Annotated in this window: 33 protein-coding genes, 1 tRNA gene and 1 pseudogene; 1 reads left to right on the top strand and 34 read right to left on the bottom strand. The window is 50.7% G+C overall.

Annotated features, from left to right (window positions below):
- Nucleotides 1-280 precede the first annotated feature (280 nt).
- Nucleotides 281-1,480, bottom strand: a complete 1,200-nt coding sequence (locus tag KH813_RS02275) for an amidohydrolase (protein ID WP_303992716.1) — start codon at nucleotides 1,478-1,480, stop codon at nucleotides 281-283.
- Between the two features lie 88 nt (nucleotides 1,481-1,568).
- On the opposite strand from KH813_RS02275, the gene KH813_RS02270 reads away from it, so the two are divergent.
- Nucleotides 1,569-1,922, top strand: coding sequence for a site-specific integrase (locus KH813_RS02270; RefSeq protein ID WP_303992713.1), 354 nt, complete (start codon nucleotides 1,569-1,571; stop codon nucleotides 1,920-1,922).
- A gap of 130 nt (nucleotides 1,923-2,052) precedes the next feature.
- Here the strand turns inward: KH813_RS02270 and KH813_RS02265 are convergent.
- From KH813_RS02265 to tuf, 33 genes and pseudogenes are all read right to left on the bottom strand, one after another.
- A tRNA-Arg gene (locus KH813_RS02265) sits at nucleotides 2,053-2,127 on the bottom strand.
- Nucleotides 2,128-2,293: 166 nt separating this feature from the next.
- A complete protein-coding gene (gene rplQ, locus KH813_RS02260) occupies nucleotides 2,294-2,632 on the bottom strand; it encodes a 50S ribosomal protein L17 (protein WP_024048912.1) in 339 nt (112 codons plus the stop codon).
- 12 nt (nucleotides 2,633-2,644) lie between these two features.
- A complete protein-coding gene (locus tag KH813_RS02255; protein WP_075938502.1) occupies nucleotides 2,645-3,625 on the bottom strand; it encodes a DNA-directed RNA polymerase subunit alpha in 981 nt (326 codons plus the stop codon).
- 46 nt (nucleotides 3,626-3,671) lie between these two features.
- The gene (rpsK, locus tag KH813_RS02250) at nucleotides 3,672-4,055 is read right to left on the bottom strand and encodes a 30S ribosomal protein S11 (protein ID WP_303990786.1); all 384 of its coding nucleotides are present in this window, start codon (nucleotides 4,053-4,055) and stop codon (nucleotides 3,672-3,674) included.
- A 22-nt stretch (nucleotides 4,056-4,077) separates the two neighbouring features.
- Nucleotides 4,078-4,443 (bottom strand): 30S ribosomal protein S13, encoded by a 366-nt coding sequence (gene rpsM, locus KH813_RS02245; protein ID WP_303992709.1) that lies wholly within the window; start codon nucleotides 4,441-4,443, stop codon nucleotides 4,078-4,080.
- Between the two features lie 20 nt (nucleotides 4,444-4,463).
- A complete protein-coding gene (gene rpmJ / locus KH813_RS02240) occupies nucleotides 4,464-4,577 on the bottom strand; it encodes a 50S ribosomal protein L36 (protein ID WP_075938501.1) in 114 nt (37 codons plus the stop codon).
- A gap of 23 nt (nucleotides 4,578-4,600) precedes the next feature.
- The gene (gene infA, locus KH813_RS02235; RefSeq protein WP_303990793.1) at nucleotides 4,601-4,819 is read right to left on the bottom strand and encodes a translation initiation factor IF-1; all 219 of its coding nucleotides are present in this window, start codon (nucleotides 4,817-4,819) and stop codon (nucleotides 4,601-4,603) included.
- Nucleotides 4,797-5,117, bottom strand: coding sequence for a KOW domain-containing RNA-binding protein (locus KH813_RS02230; protein ID WP_303992705.1), 321 nt, complete (start codon nucleotides 5,115-5,117; stop codon nucleotides 4,797-4,799). The genes infA and KH813_RS02230 overlap by 23 nt, the downstream gene beginning before the upstream one ends.
- The gene (gene map, locus KH813_RS02225) at nucleotides 5,114-5,866 is read right to left on the bottom strand and encodes a type I methionyl aminopeptidase (protein ID WP_303992703.1); all 753 of its coding nucleotides are present in this window, start codon (nucleotides 5,864-5,866) and stop codon (nucleotides 5,114-5,116) included. Before map ends, KH813_RS02230 begins: the two co-directional genes overlap by 4 nt.
- A 2-nt stretch (nucleotides 5,867-5,868) precedes the next feature.
- Complete coding sequence (locus KH813_RS02220) at nucleotides 5,869-6,519, bottom strand: adenylate kinase (protein ID WP_303992701.1); 651 nt, start codon at nucleotides 6,517-6,519, stop codon at nucleotides 5,869-5,871.
- 13 nt (nucleotides 6,520-6,532) lie between these two features.
- Entirely contained in the window at nucleotides 6,533-7,795 is a 1,263-nt protein-coding gene (gene secY / locus KH813_RS02215) for a preprotein translocase subunit SecY (protein ID WP_303992700.1), read from the bottom strand.
- Nucleotides 7,795-8,235 carry a 50S ribosomal protein L15 gene (gene rplO, locus KH813_RS02210; protein WP_303992697.1) on the bottom strand — a complete coding sequence of 147 codons (441 nt, stop codon included), beginning with the start codon at nucleotides 8,233-8,235 and terminating at the stop codon, nucleotides 7,795-7,797. Before rplO ends, secY begins: the two co-directional genes overlap by 1 nt.
- A gap of 12 nt (nucleotides 8,236-8,247) precedes the next feature.
- On the bottom strand, nucleotides 8,248-8,433 hold the full coding sequence (gene rpmD / locus KH813_RS02205; protein WP_024048901.1) for a 50S ribosomal protein L30: 186 nt from the start codon (nucleotides 8,431-8,433) through the stop codon (nucleotides 8,248-8,250).
- 11 nt (nucleotides 8,434-8,444) lie between these two features.
- The gene (gene rpsE, locus KH813_RS02200; protein ID WP_075938496.1) at nucleotides 8,445-8,945 is read right to left on the bottom strand and encodes a 30S ribosomal protein S5; all 501 of its coding nucleotides are present in this window, start codon (nucleotides 8,943-8,945) and stop codon (nucleotides 8,445-8,447) included.
- Between the two features lie 19 nt (nucleotides 8,946-8,964).
- Nucleotides 8,965-9,330, bottom strand: a complete 366-nt coding sequence (gene rplR, locus KH813_RS02195) for a 50S ribosomal protein L18 (RefSeq protein ID WP_303992692.1) — start codon at nucleotides 9,328-9,330, stop codon at nucleotides 8,965-8,967.
- A 20-nt stretch (nucleotides 9,331-9,350) separates the two neighbouring features.
- A complete protein-coding gene (gene rplF / locus KH813_RS02190; protein WP_303992690.1) occupies nucleotides 9,351-9,890 on the bottom strand; it encodes a 50S ribosomal protein L6 in 540 nt (179 codons plus the stop codon).
- Between the two features lie 15 nt (nucleotides 9,891-9,905).
- On the bottom strand, nucleotides 9,906-10,304 hold the full coding sequence (rpsH, locus tag KH813_RS02185; protein ID WP_075938493.1) for a 30S ribosomal protein S8: 399 nt from the start codon (nucleotides 10,302-10,304) through the stop codon (nucleotides 9,906-9,908).
- A 29-nt stretch (nucleotides 10,305-10,333) separates the two neighbouring features.
- Nucleotides 10,334-10,603, bottom strand: coding sequence for a 30S ribosomal protein S14 (gene rpsN, locus KH813_RS02180; RefSeq protein WP_024048896.1), 270 nt, complete (start codon nucleotides 10,601-10,603; stop codon nucleotides 10,334-10,336).
- An 18-nt stretch (nucleotides 10,604-10,621) separates the two neighbouring features.
- On the bottom strand, nucleotides 10,622-11,161 hold the full coding sequence (gene rplE / locus KH813_RS02175) for a 50S ribosomal protein L5 (RefSeq protein WP_303992686.1): 540 nt from the start codon (nucleotides 11,159-11,161) through the stop codon (nucleotides 10,622-10,624).
- Nucleotides 11,162-11,182: 21 nt separating this feature from the next.
- Complete coding sequence (rplX, locus tag KH813_RS02170; protein WP_369694425.1) at nucleotides 11,183-11,503, bottom strand: 50S ribosomal protein L24; 321 nt, start codon at nucleotides 11,501-11,503, stop codon at nucleotides 11,183-11,185.
- A gap of 27 nt (nucleotides 11,504-11,530) precedes the next feature.
- Nucleotides 11,531-11,899, bottom strand: coding sequence for a 50S ribosomal protein L14 (gene rplN / locus KH813_RS02165; RefSeq protein WP_024048893.1), 369 nt, complete (start codon nucleotides 11,897-11,899; stop codon nucleotides 11,531-11,533).
- Nucleotides 11,900-11,923: 24 nt separating this feature from the next.
- A complete protein-coding gene (gene rpsQ, locus KH813_RS02160) occupies nucleotides 11,924-12,184 on the bottom strand; it encodes a 30S ribosomal protein S17 (RefSeq protein ID WP_303992679.1) in 261 nt (86 codons plus the stop codon).
- Between the two features lie 17 nt (nucleotides 12,185-12,201).
- On the bottom strand, nucleotides 12,202-12,402 hold the full coding sequence (gene rpmC / locus KH813_RS02155) for a 50S ribosomal protein L29 (RefSeq protein WP_075938489.1): 201 nt from the start codon (nucleotides 12,400-12,402) through the stop codon (nucleotides 12,202-12,204).
- The gene (gene rplP, locus KH813_RS02150; RefSeq protein ID WP_303992677.1) at nucleotides 12,402-12,833 is read right to left on the bottom strand and encodes a 50S ribosomal protein L16; all 432 of its coding nucleotides are present in this window, start codon (nucleotides 12,831-12,833) and stop codon (nucleotides 12,402-12,404) included. Before rplP ends, rpmC begins: the two co-directional genes overlap by 1 nt.
- Entirely contained in the window at nucleotides 12,833-13,627 is a 795-nt protein-coding gene (rpsC, locus tag KH813_RS02145; RefSeq protein WP_075938487.1) for a 30S ribosomal protein S3, read from the bottom strand. Before rpsC ends, rplP begins: the two co-directional genes overlap by 1 nt.
- A gap of 14 nt (nucleotides 13,628-13,641) precedes the next feature.
- Nucleotides 13,642-13,977 carry a 50S ribosomal protein L22 gene (gene rplV / locus KH813_RS02140; RefSeq protein ID WP_024048888.1) on the bottom strand — a complete coding sequence of 112 codons (336 nt, stop codon included), beginning with the start codon at nucleotides 13,975-13,977 and terminating at the stop codon, nucleotides 13,642-13,644.
- Between the two features lie 10 nt (nucleotides 13,978-13,987).
- Entirely contained in the window at nucleotides 13,988-14,269 is a 282-nt protein-coding gene (gene rpsS, locus KH813_RS02135; RefSeq protein ID WP_303992673.1) for a 30S ribosomal protein S19, read from the bottom strand.
- Between the two features lie 21 nt (nucleotides 14,270-14,290).
- Nucleotides 14,291-15,118, bottom strand: a complete 828-nt coding sequence (rplB, locus tag KH813_RS02130; RefSeq protein WP_303992671.1) for a 50S ribosomal protein L2 — start codon at nucleotides 15,116-15,118, stop codon at nucleotides 14,291-14,293.
- 25 nt (nucleotides 15,119-15,143) lie between these two features.
- The gene (gene rplW, locus KH813_RS02125; protein WP_075938484.1) at nucleotides 15,144-15,428 is read right to left on the bottom strand and encodes a 50S ribosomal protein L23; all 285 of its coding nucleotides are present in this window, start codon (nucleotides 15,426-15,428) and stop codon (nucleotides 15,144-15,146) included.
- Nucleotides 15,428-16,051, bottom strand: coding sequence for a 50S ribosomal protein L4 (rplD, locus tag KH813_RS02120; RefSeq protein ID WP_075938483.1), 624 nt, complete (start codon nucleotides 16,049-16,051; stop codon nucleotides 15,428-15,430). Before rplD ends, rplW begins: the two co-directional genes overlap by 1 nt.
- Before the next feature lie 21 nt (nucleotides 16,052-16,072).
- A complete protein-coding gene (rplC, locus tag KH813_RS02115; protein ID WP_303990845.1) occupies nucleotides 16,073-16,714 on the bottom strand; it encodes a 50S ribosomal protein L3 in 642 nt (213 codons plus the stop codon).
- Nucleotides 16,715-16,728: 14 nt separating this feature from the next.
- The gene (gene rpsJ / locus KH813_RS02110; RefSeq protein ID WP_024048882.1) at nucleotides 16,729-17,040 is read right to left on the bottom strand and encodes a 30S ribosomal protein S10; all 312 of its coding nucleotides are present in this window, start codon (nucleotides 17,038-17,040) and stop codon (nucleotides 16,729-16,731) included.
- A 143-nt stretch (nucleotides 17,041-17,183) separates the two neighbouring features.
- Nucleotides 17,184-17,361, bottom strand: a pseudogene (gene tuf, locus KH813_RS02105) (elongation factor Tu); the annotation flags it as partial.

Here is a 17,361-nt window from a genome sequence, read left to right as displayed (position 1 = left end):
TGTAAAATCTCCGCATCCGTCAGCGCCTCCGCCGCCTGTGTCGTCACGCCGACGCTTCCCGCCAATACCGCCGCGCCGACAAGGCTCGCCAACAGTCGTTCCCGTCTGATCCGTTTCATTTTGCCATCACCTCATACGTTAAAAATATAGTTACTATTCTTAATCTGCATCATATATCCTCACCCGACAAATTGCAACCCCCTGCGTTCGGTATGACGGCTTCGCGCGGTAATACAAAAATGCCCTTGCTTCGGCAAGGGCATTCGTATAACCGTATTTGTTATTCTTCTTCCTGTCCGATTCCCATCACGACATAACCGACCGCTTTGGCGGCGACCAAGAGAGCATCTTCGTCGATGTCGAATTTCGGGTTGTGATTGTAGACCGGTTTGTCGACGCCTTTCGGAGTCGCCGAGATGAAGAAGTAGCAACCGGGGCAGATTTTCGTGTAATACGAGAAGTCTTCCGACGGTGCTTGCGCCGGAAATTCTTTCACGTCGGTGATCCGTTCGTCTTTATCCCGTGCCGCTTCCAGTATCTTCACGACCCGTTCCGTTAATTCGGGATCGTTGTAGAGCGGCGGATAATCATTGTAATAGGTGAAGTCGCATTTCACACCGAAACCGACTTCCAATCCTTTCACCAAGTTGGTCAGTTCGCGTTCCACGATTTCTTGTGCGCCGGTCGACATGCAGCGGATGTCGCCTTCGAGTTCGACCGATTCCTTGATGATGTTGAACTGTCCTTTGCCGTCAAACGAACCGATGGTAATGACACCGACGTCAAACGGACTCAAGCGACGGCTGATGACGGTCTGCGCCTGCGTGACGAAGTACGATCCGGCCACGATGGCGTCATTGGCCAAATGCGGCGAGGAGCCGTGACCGCCCACTCCCGTGATTTTGAGTTTCATGTAGGAACGACCGGTAAAGGTGAATTCTTTGCGCCAGCCGACACCGCCCGCCGGTCCTGTCGGCAGGAAGTGAATGGCAAAGACATAATCCAGATCATCGAGTACGCCGGACGCGACGATGTCTTTTGCCCCGCCGGGCGCCATTTCTTCCGCATTTTGGTGAATGATCTTGATGGTACCGCAGAGCTCGTCTTTGAGCTGAATAAGACAATCCGCCAAGACCATCAGGTAGGCGGTATGTCCGTCATGCCCGCAGGCATGCATCACGCCGGGCGTTTGGGAGGCAAAGGGCAATCCCGTTTCTTCCTGTACGGGCAAGGCATCGAAATCGGCACGCAAGCCGATTGTTTTGCCCGGTTTACCGCCTTTAATGGTGACCACGAGACCATGCTTGCCGGCGATCTCTTTGTCGATTTTGACATCTTTTCCGGCGTAAAAATCGGAAATGTATTTCGCCGTTTCCACTTCTTCAAACGATACTTCCGGATGTTCGTGAAGATGCCGGCGAATTTGAATCATTTCATCCTTGCGTGCTTCCAGCATTTGCATCAACTTATCTGTCAACATAACTGTCTTCCTTTCCGTCAATACTCGTGATTACTGTTTTTCCTGCGGCTTGCCGGCACTGTCGGGAACAAGGAACCAAATCGACAGTATGGACAATACGCCGATCTCATACAGAGAAAACGTAGGAAATCTTTATGAGAATTGTGATTGGATCATAGGCGGTCTATTCGGACACGGCTATAACAAAAGACACTACAGTTCAAGAAAGTTCCAAAAGCTTTTAAAAGATGCCAAAATCATGCGTCATATTCGCTTTCATGACCTTAGGCATACTCATGCAACACTACTATTATTAGCCGGAATAAACCCGAAAATCGTTCAAGAAAGGTTAGGTCATGCCAGTATTGACATGACCTTAGACACCTATTCACATTTAACGCTGGCCAATCAAGGTGTTGCCGTAACTGCGCTTGATTCGATTATCGATCCAAGCGATGCTTGAAAAATGTTTTTTAAGAAGAAAAGGCCTCATATGTGCGTATCTTTTCCAATAATCCAAATCCAATTGGGCTCAAATTGGGCTCAAACATGAAAAAAAGGCTTCTCGAATTTTCGAGAGGCCTTTATTATGCTGGTGCGCCTAGCAGGAATCGAACCTGCGCACCCGGTTCCGGAGACCGGTGCTCTATCCCCTGAGCTATAGGCGCATTACTAAAATAGTATACCATAACGCCGACGCAGCGCCAACATTTTTTTATTTTCTCTATACCGAATTCTGACAAAGAAAAGCGGTTACCGCGCGTGTTTCAGTATGTGAAATACAACGTAAGGCGGTAATAAAAAAGATCGTGCAAGCGCACGATCTTTTTTACATTATACCAACTCGATGATTGCCATCGGAGCGGCGTCCCCTTTGCGGGGGCCGATTTTCAGCACGCGTGTGTAACCGCCTTCACGGTCAGCGTACTTTTCAGCAATTTCGCCGAACAGTTTGGATACAATCCCTTCATCCATGATGAAAGCCAAAGCTTGACGACGGGCATGTAAATCACCACGTTTGCCGAGCGTAATCATCTGATCCGCTACGCGCCGCAGTTCTTTTGCTTTCGTTTCCGTCGTTTCAATGCGTTCATGCTGGAGCAGGGAGGTCACCATGTTGCGCAACAACGCTTTACGTGCTGCGGTATTGCGTCCCAACTTGCTGTAGGCCATTTTTTTCCTCCTCTATTCGTCCTTTTGTTTCAAGGTCAAACCGTGACCGTCATATTCGGCCAGGCGTTCTTTGATTTCTTCAATCGATTTTTTACCCAAGTTGCGTACTTTCGTTAAGTCATCTTCGGTCTTTTTGAGCAAGTCCGCAAGCGTATTGATGTTGGCGCGTTTCAGGCAGTTGAAGGCCCGAACGGAAAGTTCCAATTCTTCAATACGGATCGATTCGAAATCAATTTCCGGTTCCGTCGCCGTTTCCTCTTCGTTGTCAAAGTTCGTGCTGACAGCGATGAGGTCACGGTCGGTCGCGATGTTTTGGAAATGACGCAGGTACATGACCAGGATGGTCGCTGCTTTCGCTACGGCGTCCTTGGCTCCGATCGAGCCGTCGGTGGTCAGTTCCAATGTCATTTTATCGTAGTCGAGTTCGTTACCGACGCGGGTGTCTTCTACTTTGTAGTTGGCCCGCAAAATCGGCGAGAAAATCGAATCGATCGGGATGACGCCAATCGCATCATCTTCGCTCTTGTTCTTCGTCGCCGGCACATAGCCGTGGCCGCGATCAATCGTAAGGGTCATTACCACGTGAGCATCGTTGTCAAGCGTGGCAATGTGCAGATCGCTGTTCAAGATTTCCAATTCCGACGGAACGGCGATGTCGCCGGCCGTGAATTGGCCTTCTTTTTCTATATCGACCCGGACTTCTAACGGAAATTCCGCTTCGCTGTGTGCTTTGAAGCACACTTTTTTGAGGTTCAGGATGATATCGGTCACGTCTTCCCGGACACCGGGGATGGTGGAGAATTCGTGCAATACGCCATCGATTTTAATGGAGGTAATGGCGACGCCGTCCAATGAGGACAGCAAAACGCGCCGCAAGCTGTTACCCAAGGTAATGCCGTAACCGCGATCCAGCGGTTCACAAACAAATTTACCGTACCGTTCGTCAGCCGACAGTTCGACTGTTTCGATGTCAAAATTCTTATCTTCTATCATGCGGTAAACCTCCTCCTATACAACTGACACCACCCAAAAGCGACGCTTAGACACGTCTGCGTTTCGGGGGGCGGCAACCGTTATGGGGAATCGGTGTTACGTCCTTAATCATGTTGACATCAAGGCCCGCTGCTTGCAGCGCACGGATCGCGGCTTCACGGCCGGATCCCGGACCCTTTACATATACTTCTACTTCCCGCAAGCCCTGTTCCATCGCTGCTTTAGCTGCCTGTTCAGCGGCCATTTGCGCAGCAAAGGGAGTGCTTTTACGAGATCCGCGGAAACCTAATCCGCCGGCAGAAGCCCAGGAAAGGGTGTTGCCGTTCGTATCGGTAATCGTTACGATCGTGTTGTTGAAGGTCGAGCGGATGTGTGCAGCCCCCGACTCTACGTGTTTCTTTTCTTTACGTTTGGTTCTTACTTTAGCCAACTTAAGTCCCCTCCTTTACTTCTTATTTCTTTTTACCGGCAATGGTCTTCTTCGGACCTTTGCGTGTACGCGCATTCGTTTTCGTGCGTTGTCCGTTGACCGGCAATCCTGCGCGGTGACGGCGGCCACGATACGAATTGATTTCCACTAAACGTTTAATATTAAGCGATTCTTCACGACGGAGATCGCCTTCTACTTTATATTCGTCCAAAGCTTCACGCAGTTTCGCAACTTCATCTTCCGTGAGGTCGCGTACCCGCGTATCCGGATTTACACCGGCCTTTTCCAATACCTGTTTGGAAAGAGTGAGGCCGATACCATAAATATAGGTTAAGCCAATCTCAACGCGCTTATCACGGGGTAAGTCTACACCGGCTATACGTGCCATCTACTCTCCACCTCCTATTCTTATCCTTGACGTTGTTTATGTTTCGGGTTGTCGCAAATGACCATGACACGGCCTTTGCGTTTAATGATTTTGCATTTATCGCAAACCTTTTTTACGGACGGTCTGACTTTCATGTTGAACCTCCTTTAATAGGGTCTTACTTGAAGCGATAGGTAATCCGGCCCCGGTTTAAGTCGTACGGAGTCAATTCCAAAGTGACTCGGTCGCCGGGAAGGATACGGATAAAATTCATCCGCATTTTACCGGATACATGCGCCAAAACAATGTGACTGTTTTCAAGCTTTACTTTAAACATAGCGCCCGGTAACGCTTCAATGACTTTACCCTCTACTTCAATGACATCTTCCTTGCTCATCAAAGCCTCCTTTTTGCAGTCCAGCTTTTGCTTGGGTAATCGCAGCGCGGATTTCTTCATCCCGCCACGGCGAATGAGGATGCGTGCGGTGATAGGCCGCATCGGAATCGGCGGCGACGCGTACACGCACATGTCGACGATTCTTTGTTTTGGGTTGCGCGACCGGACGTTTGCGCCCGTCGGCAAGCTCCACATACGAGGCATCTTGACAACGCAACACCAGGAACCATTGCCCTCGTTCGCGTCCGGCAGTCGCCTCAACGATAGTGCCGGGAGAGAGCGGTCTGGTTTCGGTCATGAGCGCTCCGTCAAAATGCGGGGGCCGTCGTCGGTAATCGCAATCGTATGCTCAAAGTGAGCGGACGGTTTGCGATCTTTTGTCACGACAGTCCAGCCGTCTTTTAAAGTGCGCACCTGTGCGGTGCCGAGATTGATCATCGGCTCGATACAAAGAATCATCCCCGCCTCCAGCCGATCGCCGGTGTGCGGAGTACCGTAATTCGGTACTTCCGGTTCCGCATGCATTTCGGTGCCGATACCGTGTCCGACGTATTCTTTGACCACGCCGTAATGGTACGGCTTGACAAACGCCGAGACCGCGTGACCGATATCGCCGACATGGTTGCCGACTACGGCGGCGGCGATGCCTGCTTTGAGCGCCCCCTGCGTGACGTCCAAAAGCTGTCGCTTTTCCGGACTGATCTCGCCGACCGGCACTGTCATAGCGGTGTCGCCCATAAATCCGTCTTTGGTAACCACCAAATCCAGACTGACGATGTCTCCCTCTTTGAGAATCACTCGCTGGGAGGGGATGCCATGCACTACGCCTTCATTCACCGAAATACAAACCGAGCCCGGAAATCCGTAATACCCTTTGCATTCAGGAACGGCTCCTTGCTGAACAATGTATTCTTCCGCTATTTGATCCAGTTCCCAAGTGGAAATACCGGGAACCGCCTTATCGGCGAGCAGCTGCAACGTCTGCGCGGCAATTTTGCCGGCGGCGGCAATGCGCTCGATCTCGCGGGCGGATCGCAGAATGATCATTGTCAGTCCTTCTTTTCCAAGGCGGTAACGATGTCATTGAAGACGTCTTCCATATCTTGCAGCCCGTCAATTTCTACATAATGTCCGTTATTTTTGTAGTAATCGATCAAAGGCTTGGTCTGCTGTCCGTAGACGGCTAAACGTTCTTTGACGACAGCTTCCTGATCATCGTCACGTTGGTACAGCTCACCGGCATCTTTATCGCAGACACCGGCTTTTTGCGGCGGATTAAACGCTTTATGATACGTCGCACCACATGTGCGGCAAATCAGCCGACCGCTGGTGCGGCGGACCAATTCTTCATTCGGAACCGCAATGTTGATAATGCCGTCCAACGTGATATTAAGTTCACGCAGAATCGCATCCAACGCTACCGCCTGCGCCGTCGTACGCGGGAAACCGTCCAAGATGAAGCCGTCACGCGCATCCGGTTGCGCCAAGCGCTCGCGGACAATGCCGATCGTCACTTCATCGGGTACCAGCGTACCGTTATCCATGTGTTTTTTTGCTTCCAAACCGAGCGGCGTGCCGTTTTTTACGGCCGCGCGGAACATGTCGCCCGTCGAAATTTGAGGAATCCCATACTTTTCGATGAGTCGTTCCGCTTGCGTACCTTTACCGGCGCCGGGCGGTCCCATTAACAAAATGTACATCGTTCCCATCTCCTTACTTCATGAAACCTTCATAGTGACGCGTAATCATCATCGATTCAATTTGCTTCATGGTATCCAGGGCGACACCTACTACGATCAAAAGAGCCGTCCCACCAAAGTATACACCTTGAATGCCGGTGATGTTTCCCAAAATGTTGGGAAGTACCGCCACGAACGCCAGGAAAAACGCGCCGGCGAGCGTGATCCGCGTCAATACGCGATCCAAGTAATCAGCGGTCGGTTTTCCCGGACGAATGCCCGGAACAAAGCCGCCGTACTTTTTCATATTATCGGCAATATCCGTAATATTGACAGAGATCGCCGTGTAGAAGTAGGTAAAGAAAACAATCAAAATCGCATACAATACGGTATTTAATACCGTTCCCCAGGTAAAGAGATTCGCCATCTCTTTGATCCACGGGACATCGATGAATTGCGCCATGGTAATCGGCAGCATCAAAATCGACGATGCGAAGATGATGGGAATAACACCGGCCTGATTGACTTTCAAAGGCAGGTGCGAGGAGTGTCCGCCGTACATTTTACGACCGACAACCCGCTTGGAATACTGAACGGGAATGCGACGCGCACCCTGCGTTACCGCAACGACAATCACAATCATGGCGATCGCGATGACGGCGAATAAACCGGCTTGGAAAAAGTTGATGGTGCCGGTCCGCAAGTATTCCATAATGACCTGGATGCCGGCCGGCATCCGTGCCACGATACCGGCAAAGATGATTAACGAAATGCCGTTGCCGACACCTTTTTCCGTGATCTGTTCCCCGACCCACATCAGGAAGCAGGTTCCCGCGGTCAGTGTCAGCGTAATCATCAGTACCGTTAAATAACTGTTATCGACCAATGCTTGATTGGCGCGTAAACCGTAGGCCATACCAAAGGCTTGGATCAAGGCCAAGACCACCGTGCCGTAACGGGTTACTTTCTGAATTTTTTTAAAGCCGTCCTGGCCGTCTTTTTTCCACTCCTCAAAAACAGGTACGACCGCCGTCAGCAACTGCATAATAATCGATGCGTTGATGTACGGGGTAATACTCATGGCAAAGATGGAAAACTTGCTCAATGCACCGCCGGCAAATAAATCCAAAAAACCGAACAGGCTGCCGCTCGAAAAGAGATGTTCGATCACCGAGGCGTCAACGCCCGGTACCGGAATATGAATCCCGGCGCGAAACACCATAAACATAACGAACGTATAAATCAGTCGGTTCCGTAATTCGGAGATCTGAAATATGTTCGAAAGTTTTTCGAGCATCAGAGCACCTCGACTTTACCGCCGGCTGCTTCGATTTTTTCCTGCGCCGTCTTTGTAAAACCGTGCGCTTTGACAGTAACCGCTTTTTCCAGTTCGCCGTTACCGAGGATACGTACTCCATCGCGTACATTTTTCAAGATGCCTTTTTCAATCAAGCTGACCGGATCGACAACGTCGCCCGCGTCAAACCGATTGAGTTGGCTCACATTCACTTCCGCATAATCTTTGGCGTGAATATTTGTAAAACCGCGCTTCGGCAACCGACGATACAACGGCATCTGGCCGCCTTCAAAGCCCGGACGAACGCTGCCGCCCGAACGCGAGTAAAGACCTTTCGTACCACGCGTGGAGGTTTTGCCCATGCCGCTTCCGATACCGCGACCAACACGGCGACGTGCTTTGCGAGAACCCTCGTTGGGGCTCAGTTCATGAAGTTTCATGCTTGCACCTCCTTATTCTGCGTCTGTAACTTCCACCAAGTGACGTACTCGGTGAATCATTCCTTCAATTTGCGGTGTCAATTCCTGGGTGACGACCGAATTCGTCTTCTTCAGTCCCAATGCTTTGACTGTCTGTCGCTGCGTCTGGTTCGAACCGATCAGACTTTTCTTCAATTGAATCTGAACTTTCTTAGCCATCATCCGCCTCCTCAGCTATACAACTCTTCGACGGATTTGCCGCGCAACGCCGCAATATCTTCCGCGCGTTTGAGCTCGAGCAAGCCGTTGACAGTCGCTTTGACCATGTTCATCGGGTTTGCCGAACCAATCGATTTCGTCAAAATGTTTCGTACCCCGGCGAGTTCCAAAACCACACGCACAGGACCGCCGGCGATAACGCCGGTACCTTCTGCGGCCGGTTTCAAGAAAACGCGGCCCGCACCGCAAATGCCTGTGACGGCATACGGGATCGTACCGTTTTTCAAGTGAACTGCAACCATATTTTTCTTCGCATCTGCTACGCCTTTGCGGATCGCTTCGGGAACTTCTTTCGCTTTCCCCATACCCGCGCCAACGTTACCTTTACCGTCGCCTACAACGACGAGAGCGCTGAAGGAAAAACGGGTACCGCCTTTAACGACTTTCGCTACGCGATTGATAAAGACGACCTTCTCTTGCAGATCCGATTCTTTCTTTTCAAATCTTGCCATCTACCGTTTCCTCCTTTGCTTAGAATGTCAAACCGCCCTCACGGGCACCTTCTGCTAACGCCGCAATACGACCGTGATAAATCTGGCCGCCGCGGTCAAAGACTACTTCTTTCACGCCTTTTTCCTGCGCGCGTTTGGCAATCAGTTCTCCAACCGCTTTCGCCGCTTCGACGTTACCGCCGTAGGCATGAGCTTCTTTCACTTCCGCATCCAGAGAGCTTGCCGATACCAAAGTAGTTCCTTTGGCATCATCAATGATCTGCGCGTAAATGTTAGCAAGGCTGCGATAGACATTCAAGCGAGGACGTTCGGCCGTGCCGGCAATATGCCGACGCAAACGAGCGTGACGGCGTTGACGTGCTTTATTTCGTAAATTGTTACGCAACTTGTCCACTCCCTTCCGAACTATTTCGCACCGGTCTTGCCGGCTTTACGACGTACGTGTTCACCTTCGTAGCGAACACCTTTGCCTTTATACGGCTCCGGTTTACGCCAGTCGCGAATTTCCGCAGCGACTTGGCCGACGACTTCTTTATCCGCACCTTTGACAATAATTTTCGTCGGTTCCGGGGTTTCAAATTCGATACCCGCCGGCGGTTCCATTACCACAGGGTGCGAGAAACCGAGTGTCAAGTTCAAGTTTTTACCTTTCATCGCGGCACGATAGCCGACGCCAACGATCTCGAGCGTCTTCGAGTAGCCTTCCGTAACACCGATCACCATGTTGTTGATCAGCGAACGGGTCAGACCGTGCAACGATTTATGTTCTTTGTCATCCGACGGACGCGTAACTTTGACTTCATCCGCCGCGATTTCCACCTGCATCGATTCCGGCAGTTTGTGGGACAACGTACCCTTCGGTCCTTTTACAGTGAGGGTATGTCCGTCCAAGGTGATGTCCACTCCGCTCGGAATGGCAATCGGTTGATTCCCAATACGTGACATGCGTTACCTCCTCACTTACCAGACGTAAGCGATCACTTCGCCGCCAAGACCAGCCTGACGGGCTTTACGATCGCTCATTACGCCTTTGGACGTCGAAATTACTGCGACTCCCAAACCACCGAGAACGCGGGGTAATTCGTCCTTCTTCGCATAAACTTTCAAACCGGGTTTCGAAATACGTTTGAGACCCGTGATTACTTTTTCTTTATTCGCGCCATATTTCAATGTGACGCGCAATACCGGATGGCCTTCTTCTTCCACAGTTTCATATCCGTGGATGTAGCCTTCTTGGGCCAGAATGTCCAGTATAGCAGCTTTCTTTTTCGAAGCGGGCATATCCACTTTCGCGTGCAGCGCCGAGTTGGCGTTGCGAATGCGCGTTAACATATCCGCAATCGGATCGGTCATTCCCATATTAGTTTACCTCCTCCCACGGACAATCGTTACCAGCTGGCTTTTTTCACGCCAGGGATTTCACCTTCATACGCCAAATCGCGGAAAACGATTCGACTTACGCCGAACTTGCGCATGTAACCATGCGGACGTCCGGTCAGAAGGCATCGATTGTGCAAGCGTGTCGGGGAAGCATCCTTGGGGAGTTTGCTCAACGCTGCGTAATCGCCTTTAGCTTTCAATTCGGCGCGTTTTGCCGCGTATTTTTCCACCATTTTACGGCGTTTCTTTTCACGTTCAATCATGGACTTTTTCGCCATTATACTTCCTCCTTTGTCTTATTTTTTAAACGGCATACCGAAGGCACGCAAAAGTTCACGCGCTTCTTCGTCGGTTTTCGCGCTGGTCACCATGATGATGTCCATGCCGCGTACCTGGTCAATTTTATCGTAGTCGATTTCCGGGAAAATCAATTGTTCCTTAATGCCCAAGCTGTAGTTGCCGCGACCGTCAAAGCTGGTCGCGCGCACGCCACGAAAGTCGCGGACGCGAGGAATCGCAATATTGATCAGTTTATCCAGGAATTCGTACATTCTTTCGCCGCGCAGCGTAACTTTGCAGCCGATCGGCATATCTTCACGAATTTTGAAGTTCGCAATGGATTTTTTCGCGCGCGTGATAATCGGTTTCTGGCCGGCGATCGCCGTCAGGTCGTTCACCGCGGAATCCAGTGCTTTGGAATTCGTAACGGCTTCACCGACACCGATGTTGATGACGATTTTTTCCAGTTTCGGAATTTCCATTACGTTTTTATAGTTGAATTTTTCACGCAGATCATTTTTGATCTGGGAATTGTAGAGATCTTTTAAACGAGACACCGAGTTCGTCCTCCTTTCGTATTATTTTACGTTGTCGATAATCGAGTCGCTTTTAACGGTCGCACGAACGTAGCTGCCGTCTTTTTGCTGTACTTTTTTGATGCGGCTCGGTTCTTTGGTCTTCGGGTCGATGACCATGACGTTGGAGACATGAATCGGTGCTTCTTTCGTGATAATGCCTCCTTGCGGGTTGGCCTGGCTCGGCTTGGTGTGCCGTTTGACTTCGTTCAGACCTTCCACAATGACGCGATCTTTGGCCGGCTGTGCGGCAATGATTTTACCGGTTTTGCCTTTGTCTTTGCCGGCAATGATCATGACGGTATCACCGGTTTTGACTTGCAGTTTACGTTTGCTCATATCCGCACCTCCTTACAGTACTTCCGGTGCGAGCGAAATAATCTTCATGAAGTTCTTATCACGAAGCTCACGAGCTACCGGTCCAAAAATACGAGTCCCGCGCGGGCTCTTATCATCTTTAATAATAACGGCTGCATTTTCGTCAAAGCGAATGTAGGAGCCATCGTTGCGACGTAAACCTTTCTTCGTACGAACGACTACGGCTTTAACTACTTCACCTTTCTTGACAACGCCACCGGGCGATGCATCTTTTACCGAAGCAACGATTACATCACCGATATTCGCGTAGCGCCGGAATGATCCTCCCAGCACCTTGATGCACAAGATGTCTTTGGCGCCCGTGTTATCAGCCACGTTTAAGCGAGTTTCTTGCTGTATCATCGTGTTCCTCCTCTTTCTACCGAATTATTCGGCACGGGCAATAATCTTCGTTACACGCCAGCATTTATCTTTCGAAATCGGGCGCGTTTCAATGATGCGCACGGTATCACCGATTTTACATTCGTTGTTTTCGTCGTGCGCTTTATACCGCTTCGTCGAAGTGAGCGGCTTATTGTATTTTTTGTGCGGCACTTTACGGTCTACAGCAACAACAACGGTTTTGTCCATTTTGTCACTGACGACTTTGCCGACACGCGATTTGCGTACGTTTCTTTCTTCCACCACGGTTCCTCCTTTACGATTTACGCTTGCGCTTTCAATTCTGCTTCCCGTTGCACGGTTTTAATCCGGGCAATGGTTTTCTTTACTTCACGCAAACGCATCGGATTTTCCAACTGGCCGGTCGCATGCTGAAAACGGAGGTTGAATAATTCTTCCTTCAGACCGGCGATTTTTTCGTTCATTTCCTCGGCGGACAAATTCCGAATTTCTTGTACCTTCATTAGTTGTCACCTGCCACTTCTTCTTCGCCCTTGACGACAAACTTCGTTTTGATCGGAAGTTTGTGCGAGGCCAAACGCATCGCTTCTTTAGCGATTTCCGGGGTGACGCCTGCCATTTCAAACATCACACGGCCCGGGCGGACAACAGAAACCCAATATTCCGGAGCGCCTTTACCTTTACCCATACGAGTTTCGGCAGGTTTCTTGGAAACCGGCTTATCCGGGAAAATTTTGATCCACACTTGGCCGCCACGTTTAATGTAACGCGTCATCGCGATACGAGCCGCTTCGATTTGTCGGTTGGTAATCCAAGCCGGTTCCATGGCAACTAAGCCAAATTCGCCGTGGGATACTTTATTACCGCGGTTCGCTCTGCCTTTCATACGACCGCGAAATTGCTTACGATATTTTACACGCTTCGGGATTAGCATTAGGCTTCGCTCCTTTCTGCGTTGTTCGGTTGCCGATCGTTGTCACGACGTTCGCCGCGTTCGTTGCGGCCGCCGCGATGGCCTCGACGGTTGTTACGACGATCGCCCGCGCGACGTTCTTTACCGCCACGGTTCTCGCGTACGTTTTCATCTTTGTTGACCATTTCGCCCGGCATGATTTCGCCTTTATAAATCCATACTTTGACACCGATCGCACCGTAGGTGGTCTGTGCCGTCGCCACACCGTAGTCGATGTTGGCGCGTAATGTGTGCAGTGGAATCGATCCTTCATGGTAGCCTTCCGAACGGGCAATTTCCGCGCCGCCCAAACGGCCGCTCAAAAGAACCTTGATACCTTGGGCACCAAACCGCATGGTACGGCCGACTGCCTGTTTCATCGCGCGGCGGAACGCAATACGACGTTCCAACTGAGATGCGATGTTTTCCGCAACCAAGGTTGCGTCCAATTCCGCACTTTTAACTTCTTTAATATTGACATCCACTTCCTGCGTCGTAAAACGAGTCATGGCTTTTTTGATGTCTTCGATACCGGCGCCGCCGCGGCCAATGACCATGCCCGGTTTTGCCGTATAGATCGTTAATTTAATGCGCTTTAATGTGCGTTCGATTTCGATGCGCGAGATGCCTGCGATGAAGAGATGTTTCTTCAGGAAGCGACGAATCTTCGTGTCTTCAATCAAAAGCTTTGCATAATCTTTTTCGGCATACCATTTGGTATCCCAATCTTTGATGATGCCAACACGCATTCCATGGGGATTTACTTTCTGACCCACACCATTTCCCTCCTTTATTCTCTTTCGGATACTTTCACGGTCAATTGACTCGTGCGTTTGAAAATGCTGAATGCCTGCCCCCGGCTGCGCGGGTGAATCCGTTTCAGAGTCGGACCGGCATCGACAAAGGCTGTCGATACATACAGTTTATCTACATTTAAATCATGATTGTTTTCTGCATTTGCCATCGCGCTGCGCAGGGTTTTTTCAACCACTTTCGAGGCGCGTTTCGGCGTGTGCGCAAGAATTGCCAATGCTTCACCGCAGTTTTTACCGCGAATCAGGTCAACGACAATGCGTACTTTACGAGGCGAAATGCGGATGTTGTTGGTAAATGCTCTTACTTCCATTTTCTCCTCCTTATTGCAATTCCGTCGCTTTGTCGCTCTTGTTGTGACCGCGGAACAAACGGGTCGGTGCAAATTCACCGAGCTTATGGCCGACCATATCTTCCGTAATATAGACCGGCACGTGTTTACGGCCGTCATGGACAGCGATCGTGTGACCGACAAAGTCCGGCAAGATGGTCGAAGCCCGGGACCAAGTTTTGACTACTTTTTTCTCATCAGAAGCGTTCAGTGCAGCGATCTTCTTTTCCAAGTGATCCGCAACAAACGGTCCTTTTTTAATTGATCTGGACACTCTTGTTTCCCCTTCCTTCCATTACTTGCGTCGATTGACGATCATCCGATTGGATGCTTTTTTCTTATTACGCGTCTTCACGCCGTAAGCCGGTTTACCCCACGGAGTAACCGGACGTTTACGTCCGACCGGGGACTTACCTTCACCACCGCCATGCGGATGGTCGTTCGGGTTCATGACAACGCCGCGGTTCGCCGGGCGTTTGCCCAACCAACGATTACGGCCGGCTTTACCGATGGTGATGTTTTCGTGTTCGGCATTGCCTACGACACCGACGGTCGCGCGGCAGTTTACCAAGACACGACGAACTTCGCCGCTCGGCAGACGCAACAACGCGTATTTACCTTCTTTCGCCATCAGCTGAGCCGAGGCGCCGGCGCTGCGGACCATTTGGCCGCCTTTGCCGATTTTTAATTCGATGTTGTGGACCTGGGTACCGATCGGGATATTTACCAACGGCAATGCGTTGCCCACTTTGATATCGGATTCCGGTCCGCTTTCCACCATGTCGCCGACTTTCAAGCCCTGCGGCGCCAAGATGTAACGTTTTTCACCGTCCGCATAGTTCAACAGAGCGATGAAGCAGGTGCGGTTCGGATCGTATTCGATCGCCGCAACTTTTGCCGGTACATTATCTTTCGTGCGTTTGAAGTCAATCAAACGATACCGACGTTTATGGCCGCCGCCCTGATGGCGAACGGTCATTTTTCCCGTATTGTTTCGGCCGCCTTTTCTGGTCACCGGCGCCAGAAGCGATTTTTCCGGTTCCGCTTTGGTGACTCCGTCGAAGGCCGATACGGTCATAAACCGACGCCCGGGGGTGTACGGTTTGAATGATTTGTAAGCCATTATAGTGCCTCCTTAAATCAGACGCTTACACGCCTTCGAACAATTCGATCGTTTCGCCTTCTTTAAGCGTGACGATTGCTTTTTTCCAATCGCTGCGCTTACCTTCGAAACGGCCCATGCGTTTTTTCTTGCCTTCCATGCGCATGGTGCTTACCGCGGCGACTTTCACATTGAAGATTTCTTCGACTGCATCACGGATCTGGTATTTGTTGGCATTGAGAGGCACTTTGAAGGTGTATTTACCTTCCGCCATTAATGCCGTAGATTTTTCCGTAACAATCGGTTTGATTAAAATATCGCGTGCATCCATTATGCCAGCACCTCCTCGAGCTGTTTGACAGCGCCCTCGGTGATGAAGAGTTTAGTGTAATGCACGATATCATAGATATTGAGTGCGGTGACAGGCATCGCCTTGACGCCTTGAATGTTGCGTGCGCAACGTTCCAAGATGGCGTCCCCCTCCGTAATGATGAGCGCTTTATCGTTGCCGATTTCAAAGTTATTGAGCAGGTTCAATACTTCTTTTGTTTTCGGCTGCGCTAATTCGATCTGATTGATAACAAATACGTCATCGTTAGCGATTTTGTAGCTCAACGCGGATTTGATCGCCAAACGTCTTTGTTTTCGCGGCATCGCTTTCACATAGCTGCGCGGTTGCGGTCCGAAGATGGTGCCGCCGCCGACCCACAACGGGGAACGGATGCTACCTACACGTGCCCGGCCGGTTCCTTTTTGACGCCACGGTTTTTTACCGCCGCCGCGAACCATGCCGCGCGTTTTTGTCGCGTGCGTACCTAAGCGTTCATTCGCCTGCTGGCGCACGATCGCCGCATGGATTACCGCTTCGTTGTAATCCACAGCAAATACGCTGTCCTGCAATTCTATTTCGCCGGCTTTCGCGCCGGTCATTTCATAGAGTGTTACTTTCGGCATTTATATATCCTCCCTTCCGACTTATTTGTTCGGTTTCACTGTGCTGCGAACCATAACTAAACTTCCCTTGGCTCCGGGGATACCGCCTTTGATCAGGATGATATTGCGATCGGTGTCCACACGGACCACTTCCAGACGCTGCACAGTCGTTTGAATACCGCCCATTTGTCCCGGGAGTTTTTTACCTTTTAATACAATACCGCCGCCACCGGATGTCATGGCTCCCATGGAACCCGGTTCGCGATGCGATTTGGAGCCGTGAGATTCCGGTCCACGCGAAAAGTTATGGCGTTTGATGCCGCCAGCGAAGCCTTTGCCTTTGCTGGTACCAATCACGTCCACCAGATCTCCCGCTGCGAATATATCCGCTGCCAGAGTTTGGCCGACCGTGTAATCGCCTGCTTCTTGTAAACGCAGTTCACGGAGATATTTGACCGGGGTAACGCCCGCTTTGTCAAACTGACCCTGCATCGGTTTGGTCAAATGTTTTTCTTTGATGTCGCCGTAGCCCAGCTGAATCGCCTGGTAGCCGTCGGTTTCATCCGTTTTTACGCGTACAACAACGCTCGGTGTCGCTTCCACAACGGTCACCGGAACGAGCTGTCCTGCTTCAGTGAAGACTTGCGTCATTCCTAACTTTTTTCCCAAAATAGCTTTCGACATGTTCGCACCTCCTTTTATAATTTGATTTCAATATTGACGCCGGCCGGCAGTTCCAACCGCATCAACGCGTCCGCCGTTTTGCTCGACGGTTCCAAAATATCGATCAGGCGCTTATGCGTGCGCATCTCGAATTGTTCGCGGCTGTCTTTATTAACGTGCGGCGAACGCAAAATAGTATAGATCGCTTTTTCCGTCGGCAACGGAATCGGCCCCGAAACGATCGCACCGGTACGGTGAGCGGCTTCCACAATCTTCGCAGCGCTCTGATCCAATGCTTTGTGATCGTAGGCTTTCAAGCGAATCCGAATTTTCTGTTCTTTCGACATAACTGTTTCCTCCCAGCGTCCATTTCTATGAATGGGCTAACTCCATAGGAATTTCCCCGCCACAGGCGGGCCACCTCCTACTTCTCAGTTGGGCCGGCAAGAGAGCGGTTACCTCAACCGCTCTTTCGCCTGCTCTTGTAAACTTATTTTTCGATCGCGCTGACAACGCCCGCGCCGACGGTGTGACCGCCTTCACGAATCGCGAAACGCAAACCTTCTTCGATCGCGATCGGCGTGATCAGTTCGATTTTCATCGTGACGTTGTCGCCCGGCATGCACATTTCTGTGCCTTCCGGCAGTTCGATGTTGCCCGTTACGTCC

Source organism: Negativicoccus succinicivorans (assembly GCF_018373335.1).
GTDB lineage: Bacteria > Bacillota > Negativicutes > Veillonellales > Negativicoccaceae > Negativicoccus > Negativicoccus succinicivorans_A.
The sequence above is the reverse complement of the archived record's forward strand: the minus strand, read 5'-3'. Positions and strand labels throughout refer to the sequence as shown.